Annotated in this window: 12 protein-coding genes and 1 pseudogene; 9 read left to right on the top strand and 4 right to left on the bottom strand. The window is 57.2% G+C overall.

The genetic code is table 11. From position 1 onward, the window contains the following. Position 1: 1 nt before the first annotated feature. Positions 2-892 carry a cytochrome c gene (locus C1J02_RS10670; protein WP_114878565.1) on the top strand — a complete coding sequence of 297 codons (891 nt, stop codon included), beginning with the start codon at positions 2-4 and terminating at the stop codon, positions 890-892. A gap of 27 nt (positions 893-919) precedes the next feature. Here C1J02_RS10670 and lipA read toward each other — a convergent pair whose 3' ends face one another. The 3 genes and pseudogenes from lipA to C1J02_RS10655 form a co-directional block, all read right to left on the bottom strand. Then, positions 920-1,873 carry a lipoyl synthase gene (gene lipA / locus C1J02_RS10665; protein WP_114878564.1) on the bottom strand — a complete coding sequence of 318 codons (954 nt, stop codon included), beginning with the start codon at positions 1,871-1,873 and terminating at the stop codon, positions 920-922. A 123-nt stretch (positions 1,874-1,996) separates the two neighbouring features. Beyond that, on the bottom strand, positions 1,997-2,590 hold the full coding sequence (locus tag C1J02_RS10660) for a hypothetical protein (RefSeq protein WP_114878563.1): 594 nt from the start codon (positions 2,588-2,590) through the stop codon (positions 1,997-1,999). Between the two features lie 210 nt (positions 2,591-2,800). After that, positions 2,801-3,925: pseudogene (locus C1J02_RS10655) on the bottom strand (DUF6456 domain-containing protein). 255 nt (positions 3,926-4,180) lie between these two features. Between C1J02_RS10655 and C1J02_RS10650 the strand changes: the two are divergent. Continuing rightward, positions 4,181-4,483 (top strand): DUF6477 family protein, encoded by a 303-nt coding sequence (locus tag C1J02_RS10650; protein WP_114878562.1) that lies wholly within the window; start codon positions 4,181-4,183, stop codon positions 4,481-4,483. A 22-nt stretch (positions 4,484-4,505) separates the two neighbouring features. Here the strand turns inward: C1J02_RS10650 and C1J02_RS10645 are convergent, their stop codons facing one another. Then, on the bottom strand, positions 4,506-6,044 hold the full coding sequence (locus C1J02_RS10645; protein ID WP_114878561.1) for a trimethylamine methyltransferase family protein: 1,539 nt from the start codon (positions 6,042-6,044) through the stop codon (positions 4,506-4,508). Positions 6,045-6,249: 205 nt separating this feature from the next. Here C1J02_RS10645 and guaA point away from each other — a divergent pair, with 205 nt between their 5' ends. The 7 genes from guaA (at position 6,250) to C1J02_RS10610 (ending at position 13,898) form a co-directional block, all read left to right on the top strand. Next, on the top strand, positions 6,250-7,824 hold the full coding sequence (gene guaA / locus C1J02_RS10640) for a glutamine-hydrolyzing GMP synthase (protein WP_114878560.1): 1,575 nt from the start codon (positions 6,250-6,252) through the stop codon (positions 7,822-7,824). Between the two features lie 57 nt (positions 7,825-7,881). Then, the gene (locus C1J02_RS10635) at positions 7,882-8,757 is read left to right on the top strand and encodes a DMT family transporter (RefSeq protein WP_114878559.1); all 876 of its coding nucleotides are present in this window, start codon (positions 7,882-7,884) and stop codon (positions 8,755-8,757) included. Positions 8,758-8,889: 132 nt separating this feature from the next. Beyond that, positions 8,890-10,008 carry an OmpP1/FadL family transporter gene (locus C1J02_RS10630; RefSeq protein ID WP_114878558.1) on the top strand — a complete coding sequence of 373 codons (1,119 nt, stop codon included), beginning with the start codon at positions 8,890-8,892 and terminating at the stop codon, positions 10,006-10,008. Positions 10,009-10,118: 110 nt separating this feature from the next. Beyond that, the gene (locus C1J02_RS10625; protein WP_114878557.1) at positions 10,119-11,045 is read left to right on the top strand and encodes a DMT family transporter; all 927 of its coding nucleotides are present in this window, start codon (positions 10,119-10,121) and stop codon (positions 11,043-11,045) included. A gap of 17 nt (positions 11,046-11,062) precedes the next feature. Beyond that, on the top strand, positions 11,063-11,923 hold the full coding sequence (locus tag C1J02_RS10620) for an ATPase (RefSeq protein ID WP_114878556.1): 861 nt from the start codon (positions 11,063-11,065) through the stop codon (positions 11,921-11,923). Positions 11,924-12,019: 96 nt separating this feature from the next. Then, on the top strand, positions 12,020-12,937 hold the full coding sequence (gene metA, locus C1J02_RS10615; protein WP_114878555.1) for a homoserine O-succinyltransferase: 918 nt from the start codon (positions 12,020-12,022) through the stop codon (positions 12,935-12,937). Position 12,938: 1 nt separating this feature from the next. After that, a complete protein-coding gene (locus tag C1J02_RS10610) occupies positions 12,939-13,898 on the top strand; it encodes an alpha/beta fold hydrolase (RefSeq protein WP_254693084.1) in 960 nt (319 codons plus the stop codon). Positions 13,899-13,902: the final 4 nt, after the last annotated feature.

The raw sequence follows: 13,902 nt of genomic DNA, 5'->3' as shown, positions 1-13,902 counted from the left end.
CTTGCGCAGGTTTCTAACAGCAGGTTTGGCCTGTGCGGCCCTCGCCGCCGGGGGCTTTTTTGCCCTGACGGCCCCTGCTGCCCTTGACCCCAATTTTGGTCAGGGAACGGCCCCTGATCCCGAGGCAGGCAAGTTGGTGTTAGCGGCTGGTGGATGTGTGTCCTGCCATGCTGTTCCGGGTGCCACAGAGGACGCAAAACTGGTGTTGGCCGGTGGTCTGCCCTTTCCCAGCGATTTCGGTACGTTTTATGCGCCCAATATTTCACCTGACATGGATCACGGGATTGGTGCCTGGACCTTGGCTGAATTTGCGCGTGCGGTCACCAAAGGCGTTTCGCCCGACAACAGCCATTATTATCCGGCGTTTCCCTATACCGCCTACACGCATCTTGACCAACAGGATGTGATCAACCTCTTTGCTTACATGCAAAGCCTGCCTGCCTCAGCAATCCCCTCCAAAGCGCACGATGTGTCGTTTCCGTTCAACATCCGGCGCGGATTGGGTCTATGGAAAATGCTGTTTGGGTCAGAAGAATTTGTACTGGATGGCGATCTTTCTGATGAGGTCGCGCGCGGGCGGTATCTGGCCGAAGGCCTGTCCCATTGCGGCGAATGCCACACACCTCGCAACGCCCTTGGCGGGCTGAACCGGGATGCGTGGTTGTCCGGCGCGCCGAACCCGTCGGGCAAAGGCACAATTCCCAACATCACACCCGCCAAGCTTAATTGGTCAGAGGCAGATCTGATCGAATATTTCACGTCTGGCTTTACACCTGAGTATGACAGCGCAGGGGGCGAGATGGCCGAAGTGGTCAGCAACCTCGCGCAACTGCCACAAAGCGACCGGGCCGCGATTGCAGCTTACCTCAAGGCGATACCGGCGGTCGAGTGACCGGTCGCAATCGCGAAATTCAGCTTGTCAGGAAATGCCCAGCTTTTTCTGGCGTGCCGCGCGCAACTGCGCAAAATCATCGCCCGCATGATAGCTTGAGCGCGTCAGCGGCGTGGCCGAAACCATCAGGAACCCTTTGCCATAGGCCGCCTTTTCATAGGCCGCAAATTCATCCGGATGTACAAACCGATCGACCCGGTGGTGCTTTGGCGTGGGTTGCAGGTATTGCCCAATGGTCAGAAAATCGATGTCAGCGGCGCGCATGTCTTCCATGACTTGAATGACCGACTGGCGGTCTTCGCCAAGCCCCACCATGATGCCCGACTTGGTGAACATCGAGGGGTCCAGTTCCTTGACCCGCTGCAACAGCCGCAATGAATGGAAATACCGCGCGCCGGGGCGCACTTCGGGATACAGCCCCGGGACTGTTTCAAGGTTGTGATTAAAGACATCAGGGCGCGCCTCGACCACGATCTCAAGTACTGATGGGTCACAGCGGATAAAATCAGGGGTCAGAATTTCAATGGTAGTGTCAGGCGACCGTTTGCGGATGGCCCGGATGGTCTGGGCAAAATGCTCCGCACCGCCGTCCGCAACATCGTCGCGGTCCACTGATGTGATAACCACGTGATTGAGACCCAGCTTTTGAACGGCATCCGCCACGCGGCCCGGCTCAAATACATCCAGATCTTCGGGTGGCTTGCCGGTCGCAATGTTGCAGAACGTGCAGGCGCGGGTACAGACCTCGCCCATGATCATCATCGTGGCGTGGCCTTGGGACCAACATTCGCCAACGTTTGGGCATCCCGCCTCTTCGCACACCGTGACCAGTTTATGATCGCGCATGATCTTGGCGGTATCGGCATAGCCCTTGCCGCCAGGTGCCTTGACCCTGATCCAGCTTGGCTTTTTCGGCTGCGCATTGTCAGGCTTGCGCGCTTTTTCGGGGTGACGCTGCTCGGGGATTTTCAGATCACGCATGGTTCGGCACCTTGTTCGGGTTCACTGCTTTACCCTATTTAACACAAACAACTGAATGGGAAAGGTACTGTGACCTTTTGCATGGCTGCTGCCCGGCCCAGTTGTGGAACGGTCCTGGCGCACCTAAAATGAACGACGCAGCCCGAACACAACCCCATTTGATCCCGCCGGTGGATCGAGAAGCCCAAAGGCATCCGATCTGTGGTGCAATCGCAGAAATACCGTGTCACTTGGCTGCGGGGTGGCAAATTCGACTTCGAACAACCAATAGATCAAATTGCGCCGGGTCGCGCCGTCGTTGTTGATTTCCACCTGTGGCAGCGCAGTTGCATGCGACCCTCCGATACCAAATGCCACGCTTTCCAAAGGGCGCGGCCACGGATTGCGTGGATGATAGCGCAGCACCACCGGCACATTTATTTCCGTATGGGTCTGAATGCCAAAATGCTTTGCCACCTGCAACTCGGCCCCCAGCGTCCAGCGGTCGTCGGGCAGACGCAATTCATAGCCCAGAATCACCCCTGCGATCTGACTGTCGACAAAGTCGATTTGGTTGGGCTGAAAAACCTCTTCAAAGTCATTGCTGGTCAGAACACCCCCAAAAACCGCACCAGTCCACGCCCCCTGCTGCGCGGCCAGAGGCGTCGCCAGCGCACAAAACGCAACAGTGACTATCTTGCGGATCGGCAGCCTGAAATGTGGGGTGGGAAGACGCATGAAAATCTGCTTTCAGAGGGCGGGGTCAACTGCTCTTTGGATCAGGGCAGAGGTCATAAGACGCATGAACATTGCACAAACCCTTTCACAATCAGCCCCCGCGCGATTGATCTTAGTCAACCACCTCACCAGAACGCTTTTGCACGCGCCTGCTCAGTAACCCGTTTCCGCACTCCTGCAAAACATCAAACCCGGACCACGCACAAAGCCCTACCCGATCATCGGCCCGCCCGGCCCGATGGTTTCATCGTAATGCCGCTTAAGACGCATCAGCGCGATCCGTAGCACGATCTTACCTGACCGCGCCGACCAACCCAGCCGTTTTTCCGTTGTCTCCAACCCCTCGAGGTAACAACAGCAGCGCAATACAACATCCGACAACCCCGGTCCCAGATCGGCGAGTGCGGCTGCAACCCGCGCACGCGCGGCCGAGGGCGCGTCAACGATGCCACCGCCGCGTTTTGTCGCGCCACCCGTGCCCGGTGTCAGGAAATTATCCCAGTTTTGCGTGACCCGCGTGCCCATCTGTGCAAGCTCAAAATCCTCGCGCAGCCTTTCACCCGCATGGACCAAATCATCGCGCAAAAACGGTTTGCCCTTTGCATCACGGCGCCGCGCCAGAGCGGCCAGAGGGCTTTCAGCCAGATTGTATTTCGCCCGTTGGGTGGCCGTGTCCTGTCCTTCTGCGTCATCATCCCATGTATCTTGTGCCCCGGAAAACGCGGCTTGCGCCTCGGCAAATCCCTGTTGCGCTGGAACCGGCTCTTTCAGGTTCTCCAACATCCCGTCCAGTGCGGCGCGTCCGGCGGCGGTGATGTGATACCGGATGATCCGGCCGGTATTCCCGGCAGCAATCCAGTTTTTGAGCGCCAATGCCTGCGCCACATTTGACGCCACCACGGCTGTGCGGGTGCTGCCACCGCTGGCCAGGTCGCGCACAACGACGGCTTTTTCCATTTCAGCGGCAACCGCCAGGACGGCACCGGTTTCGCACAAACGCCGCAATATGCGCAGCGCTTCGCGCGTCAATGTGGCTTCATCTGGCAGGGCATCGGTTGGCGTTTTGGCCATCGGGGCGCATTCCTTGCTTGTTTTGTATGATGTTTGGGGCGTTTAACTCAGCGGCACCGACCCCAGCTTGCGCAGGGCGGCGTCAACAAGCGGATCATCCCGGCGCGTTTCAATTTGCCGGATTTGCCGCATGACAGTTGACGCATGGCAACCCGCCACACGGGCCAGCGCGCGGATCGGCTGACCACGTTCAGTATGGGCCAGATAATGCAGCGCCCCGGTGGGCACCCATCCCGGCAGTTTCAGAATGTCTGGGGTTTCCATTCCTGCATCTTTCTCCCGTCTAAGGAAAGTTATCCACAAAGTTACAGACAATTTTATCGACACAACCTAAGGCTGTATCTGTTACCCATTCGTTAAAATGAGGCGGTTTGGTAATCATTGTTTCTAAAAGATAAACAGTTATGAAAGCACCGCGCGGGTCCCTATCGCGCCGCGCAACACCCGCATGGGTTGTGCCACTGTGCTGAGGACAAGGCGATTCTGACCGCCTCCCACCAAGTGACCAAAGGACCGACCATGCAAGATCTGATTTCCATGCTGCACACGCTCCACCGCCCTCGTCTGATGATGCGCGCCGCGCGCATCGGAGCAGAGGGATATTCGCGCACGAACCACCTGCCCCGGCTCCTGGGCTATGGCGTGTTGCCCCGGCACGGTGCCGCCCTGCTCAAGCTGATGGAGATTGAGGCGGAGTTGAACGCCCAACGCAAAGCGGCGGATGCAGGTTATAGCCTGATCCGCCACATTGACGTTCTGATCGCGATGGTGGGTGAGGCCCGCGTGCTGAAGGCCTCACAAATTGCCGAAGTCGCAGGTTGACCCTGCGGCACGGGCAGCCAGCCTACATAAAGCTGTCGGGCTCGGCCGCTTTTTTCTGCGCCACATAGGCATCGAGTGCCTCGCGGATCGCTGGATCAAGCGCTGGCTGCTGATAATCGGCCAACATCTTCTCAACCCGGATTGACGCGAGGGCTTGCGTGTCGCGTGCGCCTTCGTCTTCCCATGTCTCAAAGGGTTTGTAATCCAGCAGGTCGGACTTCCAGAATGCCGCCTTGAAATTGGCCTGAGTGTGCGCACAGCCAAGGTAATGGCCACCCGGACCCACTTCGCGGATCGCATCCATGGCCTGGGCATTCTCGTCTATATCAACGCCCTTTGCGATATGATGAAGCGCGCCCAATTGATCCGCGTCCATCACGAATTTTTCAAAGGAACTGACCAGACCGCCCTCAAGCCACCCACATGAATGCAGCATGAAGTTTACCCCTGCCAACAGCCCCATGTTCAGGCTGTTCGCAGTTTCATAGGCCGCCTGCGCATCCGGCAACTTGGAGCCACAGAAGGATCCAGCAGACCGGAACGGCAGGTTCATGCGCCGTGCCAGTTGACCGGCACCATAGGTGATATGCGCCGCCTCGGGGGTGCCAAATGTCGGCGCACCGGAATTCATGTCGATCGACGTCACAAAGGCACCAAAGATCACCGGCGCGCCCTTGCGCACCAATTGGCTATAGGCGATGCCCGCCAGAACTTCGGCCATGACCTGCGTCAGCGTCCCCATCACCGATACCGGTGCCATCGCCCCGCCGACGATAAACGGCGAGATGATGCAGGCTTGGTTATTCTCGGCATAGACTTTGAGCGCGCCCATCATCACATCGTCAAATGTCATCGGTGAGTTGATGTTGATGAGCGAAGTCATCACAGTGTTTTTCTGAACAAAGTCCTCACCAAAGAGGATGCCGCACATATCGACGCTGTCCTGCGCGCGGCTGGGTTCGGTCACAGATCCCATAAACGGCTTATCGCTAAGCGTCATATGCGCATAAAGCATGTCGAGATGGCGTTTGTTCACCGGAATATCCGTCGGCTCGCACACTGTACCACCAGAATGGTGCAGCCATTTCGACATATAGGCCAGTTTCACAAACTTGTTGAAATCCGCCATCGTGGCATAGCGGCGACCACCCACAGCGTCGCGTACGAAGGGCGGGCCGTAGACGGGTGCCAAGACAAGGTTCTTGCCGCCCACCACAACATTGCGCGCCGGGTTGCGGGCATGTTGCGTGTACTCGGAAGGCGCGGTTTTGCACAGCTCACGGGCCAGGCCTTTGGGGATACGCACGCGGTCGCCGTCAACCGACGCGCCAGCGGCGCGCCACAGGTCCAATGCCTCTGGGTTGTCCGGGAAATTCACGCCAATCTCTTCGAGAATGATGTCCGCGTTGCGCTCAATAATCTCAAGCGCCTCTTCATTCAGCACTTCGAAATTGGGAATATTGCGCTCAATATACTTTGCCGTCTCAAACGACACTGCGCTGCGCTCTGCGCGCCGTGCGGCACCGCCGCCGCCCCGAGCCCGCCGTGCTGATTCCGCCATTGTGTATCCCCTCTCGTGCCAACTGTTGCCCCGTAGGTATCCCATTCCCCACGCACCCTTCGCGCGGATAACGGCTAGACTGAGAAAAAAGCGACATGACCCAAAGTGAAGAAGTCGTTTTTTCGGCCAAGATATCCAGCCCGACACGCACCCCGCGCCCCTTCACCTCTTGCCACCCTCGCCGCCCGCGCATAATCAGACAGCCATGACAGATATCATTTCCCCCGCCGACCATGACCGCCTGCTGATCATCGACTTTGGCAGCCAGGTGACGCAACTGATCGCCCGCCGCCTGCGCGAATTGCACGTGTTTTGCGAAATTCACCCCTTTAACGCGGTCACGGACGCGTTTCTGGCTGATTTTGCGCCAAAAGCAGTGATCTTTTCAGGTGGCCCGTCTTCTGTCTTTACCGAGGGCGCACCGATGCCGCCAAAGTCGGTTTTTGATTTGGGCGTGCCGATCCTTGGTATCTGTTATGGCCAGCAGGTGATGATGCAGTGTCTTGGCGGCAAAGTGGAACGCGGCCATGGCACCGCTGAATTTGGCCGCGCGTACGTGACCCCTGAGGCGCGTAAATTGGCGCTGCTGGAGGGATGGTTTGAGGCCGACCGTGAACAGGTCTGGATGAGCCACGGTGACCATGTCAGCGAAATCGCACCGGGGTTTGAGGTCTATGGCACCTCGCCCAACGCACCTTTTGCCATCACCGGCGATACGGAACGAAATTTTTACGCGGTTCAGTTTCACCCAGAGGTTCATCACACGCCCAATGGGGCCAAGCTCTATGAGAACTTTGTCAAACTGGCCGGGTTCAAAGGCGACTGGACCATGCGCGCCTACCGTGAAGAAGCGATTGCCGCGATCCGTGCGCAGGTTGGCGATCAAAAGGTCATCTGCGGGCTGTCTGGCGGTGTCGATTCCTCTGTCGCTGCGGTGTTGATCCACGAGGCGATTGGCGATCAGCTGACCTGCGTGTTTGTCGATCATGGGTTGCTGCGCAAAGGTGAGGCTGAGGAAGTCGTCACCATGTTCCGCGACAATTATAACATGCCGTTGATCCATGCCGATGAACAGGAACTGTTCCTGGGTGAACTTGACGGTGTAAGTGACCCGGAAACAAAAAGAAAAATCATTGGCAAGCTATTTATCGACGTGTTTCAGAAACACGCCAAGGCCGTGGGCGATGCGACGTTTCTGGCACAAGGCACGCTCTATCCCGATGTCATCGAATCGGTGTCCTTCTCTGGTGGCCCTTCAGTGACGATCAAGAGCCACCACAATGTCGGTGGCCTGCCTGAAAAGATGGGGTTGAAACTGGTTGAACCCCTGCGTGAGTTGTTCAAAGACGAAGTGCGCGCTCTGGGCCGTGAATTGGGCCTGCCCGCCAGCTTTATCGGCCGCCATCCGTTTCCCGGCCCCGGTCTTGCGATCCGGTGCCCCGGTGAAATCACCCGTCCCAAGCTTGATATTCTGCGCGAGGCCGATGCGGTCTACATCGACCAGATCCGCAAACACGGGCTATATGACGAGATCTGGCAGGCCTTCGTCGCGATCCTGCCCGTGCGCACCGTTGGTGTGATGGGCGATGGCCGGACCTATGATTTTGCCTGCGCCTTGCGCGCGGTGACATCCGTCGATGGGATGACAGCGGATTATTATCCGTTCACGCATGATTTCCTTGGTGAAACGGCAACACGCATCATCAATGAGGTGCCGGGCATCAACCGGGTGACTTATGATATCACCTCCAAGCCACCGGGCACCATTGAGTGGGAATAATGTACTGGCGCGAATGGCGTTTCACCGCGCGGAATTGCCTGATTTGGACCCCATGACATGAGCACAACCCTGCGCGCCGCACTTTGGATGATCGGGTCAATTGCGTCGTTTTCTGCCATGGCCATAGCCGGGCGGGAACTGGGCGCGCGGTTCGACACATTTGAGATTATGATGTACCGCAGCGCCTTTGGCGTATTCGTTGTGATCATCGTCGCATTTGCCACCGGGGCATGGCGTCAGATCAACACCCGCAACATGGGCCAGCAGGTCATTCGCAATCTGGCGCATTTTACCGGGCAAAACCTGTGGTTCTATGCGGTGACTGTCATTCCGCTGGCGCAGGTCTTTGCGCTTGAATTTACCTCCCCGCTTTGGGTGATCGTGCTGTCGCCGCTGATCTTGGGTGAACGGCTGACCTTTATGCGTGGCATTGCCGCGATCATGGGCTTTATCGGCATCCTGATTGTCGCCCGGCCCAGCATCGACGGGATAAACGCCGGTCTGATTGCTGCGGCATCCTCTGCGATCTTTTTTGCGCTGACGATCATGTTCACCAAACGCCTGACGCGGACCCAGACCATCACCGGCATTCTGTTTTACTTGACCACAATGCAATTGGTCTTTGGGTTGATTACCGCTGGATATGACGGCGACATCGCCCTGCCGGACGCCGCCAGCCTGCCGTTTCTGGCGCTGATTGGCGTGTGCGGCCTGCTTGCGCATTATTGCCTGACCAACGCCCTGTCGATTGCGCCCGCAACTGTCGTCGTCCCGATTGATTTCATCCGCCTGCCGGTTATCGCGGTCCTGGGGATGCTGCTCTATCAAGAATCGCTGGATATCTTGGTTTTTGTCGGAGCTGTGGTGATTTTTGCCGGGAATTACCTTAATATCTGGTTTGAGACGCGCAAAAGTGTTGCTCAAAAGCCGTAACGTAGGGTCACGAACAAATGTGCCCTAGCGTCACGAATTGACCGAATGGCACATCTGTCCACATAACACGTTCATCCCGCGCACACCCTATGATTGTACCTCGCGACGGGGAACTTCTGGGGAGGAGTGATAATGAAGAGATTTATTCTGGCTACAACAGCCCTGACCGCATCCGCATTCGCCGCACAGGCTGGCGGCATTGATCGGTCGAACCAAGATATCGGCATCATCTTTGAGAGCGGCAACCGATTCGAGTTGAGCTTCGGGGCAGCTGATCCCAGCCTTGATGGCACGGACCTGGGTTCGACAGCTACAACCGGGAACGTCGGGGGTAACTTTAGCGTCCTCAGTGGTGGTTTGCGTTACGAGATCAACGACAAGATCTCTGTCGCGATGATCGTTGACGAACCATTTGGCGCGGACATCAGCTATCCTGTCATTGCGACCTCCCCGTCACTTGGCGGCACCCAAGCTGTCGTCGACAGTATCGCTTTCACAGTCCTTGGCCGTTACAAGTTCAATGACAATTTCAGCGTCCATGGTGGTTTGCGCTACCAGGAAATCGAAGCTGACGTTTCATTGCGCGGTGTCGCTTACGCCGGATTGAACGGCTATAGCGCCAAACTTGACGCAGCTGGTGCTTTTGGGTTTTTGCTTGGCGCGGCTTATGAAAAGCCCGAAATCGCATTGCGTGTGGCGCTTACGTATCAATCAAAGATCACCCATGATTTGCCAACAAATGAAACATTTGGCGGGGTACCTGTTGCACCTCCCGGCCTGACAGAAGTTGTAACACCAGAAAGCCTCAATCTTGAGTTCCAGACCGGTGTTGCAAAAGACACATTGGTGTTCGGTTCAATCCGCTATGCGCGGTATAGCGATACACGTGCCATTCCGGCGTTTTTCGGTGCCAACACACCTGCCGGCACCAGCCTGACCAATATTGAAGATTCAACCGATTATGAGATCGGTGTTGGCCGCAGGTTTAACGACCAGTGGTCCGGCTCTGTCGCAATCGGCTACCAAAGAGAAAACGGGGATGACCTTGTCTCCCCGCTGTCCCCAACAGATGGCGCAAAATACATTACACTGGGCGCAAAGTATCAGGCATCCGACAACTTGGATATCTCAGCTGGTATTCGCTACACAAATATCGGTGATGCCCGCGCCCAGACCGGCGGCGCGCCACGTGCGGCATTTACAGATAACTCCGCTGTATCGATCGGTTTCAAGATCGGTTACAACTTCTAATCAAAACGAAATCTGACTGAGAAAGCCCGGTGTCAAAAACGCCGGGCTTTTTTCATGTCTTGCGCATGAACCGGGTCGCCGACGGGTGCGGTCTGGGATAGTGCTTTGGCATGATGATCCAAAAAACCATATCTTCACGCGCATGGACCGAAATGTTGGTGTTGGCTCTGCTCTGGGGGGCCTCGTTTTTGGCCGTTCGCGTGGCGCTGGACGAAATCGGGCCGCTGACCTCGGTCGCGCACCGCGTTGGATGGGCGATGATTGCACTTTGGATTGCCGTTGCGGTGATGCGGTTGCCCTTGCCGAGTGAGCCGCGCGTCTGGACTGCTTTTCTGGGCATGGGTTTGTTGAACAACGTCATTCCCTTTGGCTTGATGGCCTGGGGGCAATTGCACATTGAAAGCGGTCTGACCTCGATCCTGAACGCCGCAACCGCCATATTCGGGGTGCTGGCCGCGGCGATCTTTTTTGCGGATGAACGCATTTCAACCCGCAAGGCCGTGGGCGTCATGCTGGGCTTTGCAGGTGTCGCCACGGCCATCGGTCTGGAAAACCTGCGTAATTTCGACATTCGGTCGCTGGCGCAACTGGCCGTCATCGCGGGCACCGTGTCTTATGCGCTGGCGGGCGTCTGGGCGCGCAAAATGCTGTCAGATCAGCCGCCGCAGGTGGCGGCAGCGGGTATGGTCACCGGGGCGACCTTGATCATGCTGCCCGCTGCATGGCTGATTGAAGGGCCGCTAACGTTGAACCTGCAAACACCGACGTTGCTGGCGATTGCCTATTACGCGCTGGCGGCCACGGCGTTTGCTTATCTGCTCTATTACCGGGTGCTGAGCATGGCGGGCAGTGGCAATCTGATGTTGGTGACTTTGCTGGTCGCACCCGTGGCTATCGTTCTTGGGGCATGGGTGCGCGACGAAACGCTGCGCGCGTCGGCGTTTGGCGGTTTTGCACTGCTTGCCCTTGGATTGATGGTGCTTGATGGCCGCATCTGGCGTCTGCTGCACGGCTGGGGTACTCAGGGTAAACGCTGATCAACGGACCCGAATTTATGCTGTATTCCTCTGCCCAAGAATGGCGCGATGCCGCCCATCGCAAAGTGCTGGTGTTCGGCATGTCGGGATTGGGAAAAACCCATCTTTCCGGCCTGTTGCGCGGCTCAGAGAACTGGTTTCACTATTCAATCGACTACCGGATCGGCACCCGCTATCTGGGCGAAACCATTGCCGACAATGCCAAGGCAGAAGCGATGAAAGTGCCGTTTCTGCGTGATCTGCTTTTGAGTGACAGCATCTATATCGGCTCAAACATCACCTTCGAAAACCTCAGCCCAGTGGCGACCTGGTTGGGCAAACCCGGCGATCCGGACAAGGGTGGTTTGCCAATGGCGGAATATGCCAAACGTCAGGAGTTATTCAAACAGGCCGAAATTTCCGCGTTGCTGGACACCGGTTATTTCTCGGCCCGTGCGCAGACTCTTTATGGCTATGACCACTTTATCTGCGACACCGGGGGGTCGATCTGTGAATGGGTTGATCCCGGCGACCCGCAGGATCCCCTGCTGAATGCGCTGTCGGAGGAATGCCTGCTGGTCTGGATCAAAGGCGACGATGCGCATACTCAGGAACTGATCCGTCGCTTTGACAAAGCCCCGAAACCGATGGCCTATCAACCTGAATTCCTTGAGCGCGTCTGGCAGGAATATCTGAACGAAAACAAATGCTCAGAGGATGATGTTGACCCCAATGCTTTCATTCGATGGACCTATGCAAAGGCCCTGACCCATCGGCAACCCCGCTATGCCGCCATGGCAAAATGGGGGGTGACCATCACCCCGGACCAGATCGGCACGCTGCGCAGTGAGGACGATTTTGTTGACCTGATTGCCACCACCTTGCCCGCCGCCGGTTGATCTGTGCAATCTGCCTGACCCCTTCGTGATGTGCGCCCTCTTGGCAGGGTCAATGTCGCGGTCTATCTAAAGCATCCAAGATAGCGAAAGTGTCCCATGCCCATCAAGATACCATCCACCCTGCCCGCTTATGACGTGCTGACGCGCGAAGGCGTGATGGTGGTGGACGAGGAACTGGCCGCACGGCAGGACATTCGCCCGCTGCGCATTGCGCTTTTGAACCTGATGCCCAAGAAAATTCAGACGGAGAACCAATTTGCCCGTCTGATCGGTGCCACGCCCCTGCAGATCGAACTGACCTTGTTGCGCATGTCCGGTCACCAGACCCGCAATACCGCCGCCAAACATATGGAAAGCTTTTATCACCCGTTTGAAGAGGTCACGGACCAGAAATTTGACGGGTTGATCATCACCGGCGCGCCGATCGAACATATGCCATTCGAAGAAGTGACCTATTGGGACGAACTCACCCAAGTGATGGAATGGACGCAAACCAACGTGCACGCCACCTTTGGGGTCTGTTGGGGTGGCATGGCGATGATCCATCATTTCCACGGCATCAAAAAGCATCTGCTGGATGCCAAGGCTTTCGGCTGTTTCCGTCACAAGAACCTGGCGACGTCATCGCCGTTCTTGCGCGGCTTTTCCGATGACTGTGTGATGCCCGTATCGCGCTGGACTGAAATGAAACAGGCCGAAGTGGACGCGAAACCCGGTCTCACGACGTTACTTGGGAGTGACGAGGTTGGCCCTTGTCTGATCGAAGATCCGGGCCACCGCGCGCTCTATGTCTTTAATCATTTTGAATATGACCGGGACACGCTTAAGCAGGAATATGACCGCGATATTGCGGCTGGAACGCCGATCAACGTGCCGTGCAATTATTATCCAAACGATGACCCGTCGCTGATGCCAGTCAACCGGTGGCGCAGTCATGCGCATCTGCTTTATGGCAATTGGATCAACGAGATATATCAATCTACTCCTTACGAGATTTCCAGCATTGGGGGTTAAGGTGTATTTGTTTTTCGGATGCTTCATCGCGGTGATTGCACTGACCCAATGGCGCGCCAATGCGCGCGAGACCACCGCAGAGGCACAATATCCGGCGATTGGCGAGATCGTCATGACCGACGGCGTTCCGGTGCATGTCCATGTGAGCGGAACAGGTCCCGATCTGGTGCTGATCCATGGGGCGAGCGGCAATCTGCGCGATTTTACCTTTGGCCTGACCGGGCACCTCACCGACCATTACCGGGTCATCACCTTTGACCGCCCCGGAATGGGCTGGACCGGGCGTTTGCCCGGCACCGCTGGTGCCTGGAACACCCTGTCAGAGACGCCGCAGGAACAGGCGGCGATCCTGCAAAGGGCCGCCGACCAGATCGGCGTCAAGAACCCGGTTGTTCTGGGCCACTCTTATGGCGGCGCTGTGGCCTTGGCATGGGGCTTGGCCCGGCCGAGTGATACCGCGGCGCTGGTGCTGGTGTCTGCCGCATCCGAACCTTGGCCCGGCAGCCTTGGCTGGGTCTATGCAGCAACCAGTTCGGCGCTTGGCGGTGCTGTGCTGATCCCTCTGGTCACGGCCTATTTGCCAGAGAGCGTTGTGGACGCCAGCGTCAGTTCCATCTTTGCACCGCAAGACCCGCCCGAAGGCTATGTCGACCATATCGGTTCGGGCCTCACGCTGCGCCGTGCATCAACCCGCGCCAATGCGCAACAGGTCAACGGGCTTTTACCCTATATCATTGAAATGAAAAAACAATACGGCACCCTCACCATGCCGATTGAAATTCTGCACGGGGATGCGGATACCATTGTGCCCGCCGCCGTTCATGCCGAGGTTTTGATAAACGACGTACCGAATGGTGCACTGACACTATTGCCGGGCCTCGGCCACATGCCGCACCACACCAACCCTGAGACCGTTGTCGACGCCATTGGGCGTGCCGCAACGCGTGCGGGTTTGCGTTAATCGG

The organism is Sulfitobacter sp. SK011, assembly GCF_003352065.1.
In the GTDB taxonomy this organism is placed as follows: domain Bacteria; phylum Pseudomonadota; class Alphaproteobacteria; order Rhodobacterales; family Rhodobacteraceae; genus Sulfitobacter.
The sequence above is the reverse complement of the archived record's forward strand: the minus strand, read 5'-3'. Positions and strand labels throughout refer to the sequence as shown.

Excerpts from the sequence above, each read along its gene's own strand:
- lipA (WP_114878564.1), bottom strand. The coding sequence starts at position 1,873 with ATGCGTGATCTGAAAATCCCCGAGCAGCGTCACCCCGAAAAAGCGCGC.
- C1J02_RS10650 (WP_114878562.1), top strand. The coding sequence starts at position 4,181 with ATGCAAGATCTGATTTCCATGCTGCACACGCTCCACCGCCCTCGTCTG.
- metA (WP_114878555.1), top strand. The coding sequence starts at position 12,020 with ATGCCCATCAAGATACCATCCACCCTGCCCGCTTATGACGTGCTGACG.
- C1J02_RS10635 (WP_114878559.1), top strand. The coding sequence starts at position 7,882 with ATGAGCACAACCCTGCGCGCCGCACTTTGGATGATCGGGTCAATTGCG.
- C1J02_RS10625 (WP_114878557.1), top strand. The coding sequence starts at position 10,119 with ATGATGATCCAAAAAACCATATCTTCACGCGCATGGACCGAAATGTTG.
- guaA (WP_114878560.1), top strand. The coding sequence starts at position 6,250 with ATGACAGATATCATTTCCCCCGCCGACCATGACCGCCTGCTGATCATC.
- C1J02_RS10660 (WP_114878563.1), bottom strand. The coding sequence starts at position 2,590 with ATGCGTCTTCCCACCCCACATTTCAGGCTGCCGATCCGCAAGATAGTC.
- C1J02_RS10620 (WP_114878556.1), top strand. The coding sequence starts at position 11,063 with ATGCTGTATTCCTCTGCCCAAGAATGGCGCGATGCCGCCCATCGCAAA.
- C1J02_RS10630 (WP_114878558.1), top strand. The coding sequence starts at position 8,890 with ATGAAGAGATTTATTCTGGCTACAACAGCCCTGACCGCATCCGCATTC.
- C1J02_RS10645 (WP_114878561.1), bottom strand. The coding sequence starts at position 6,044 with ATGGCGGAATCAGCACGGCGGGCTCGGGGCGGCGGCGGTGCCGCACGG.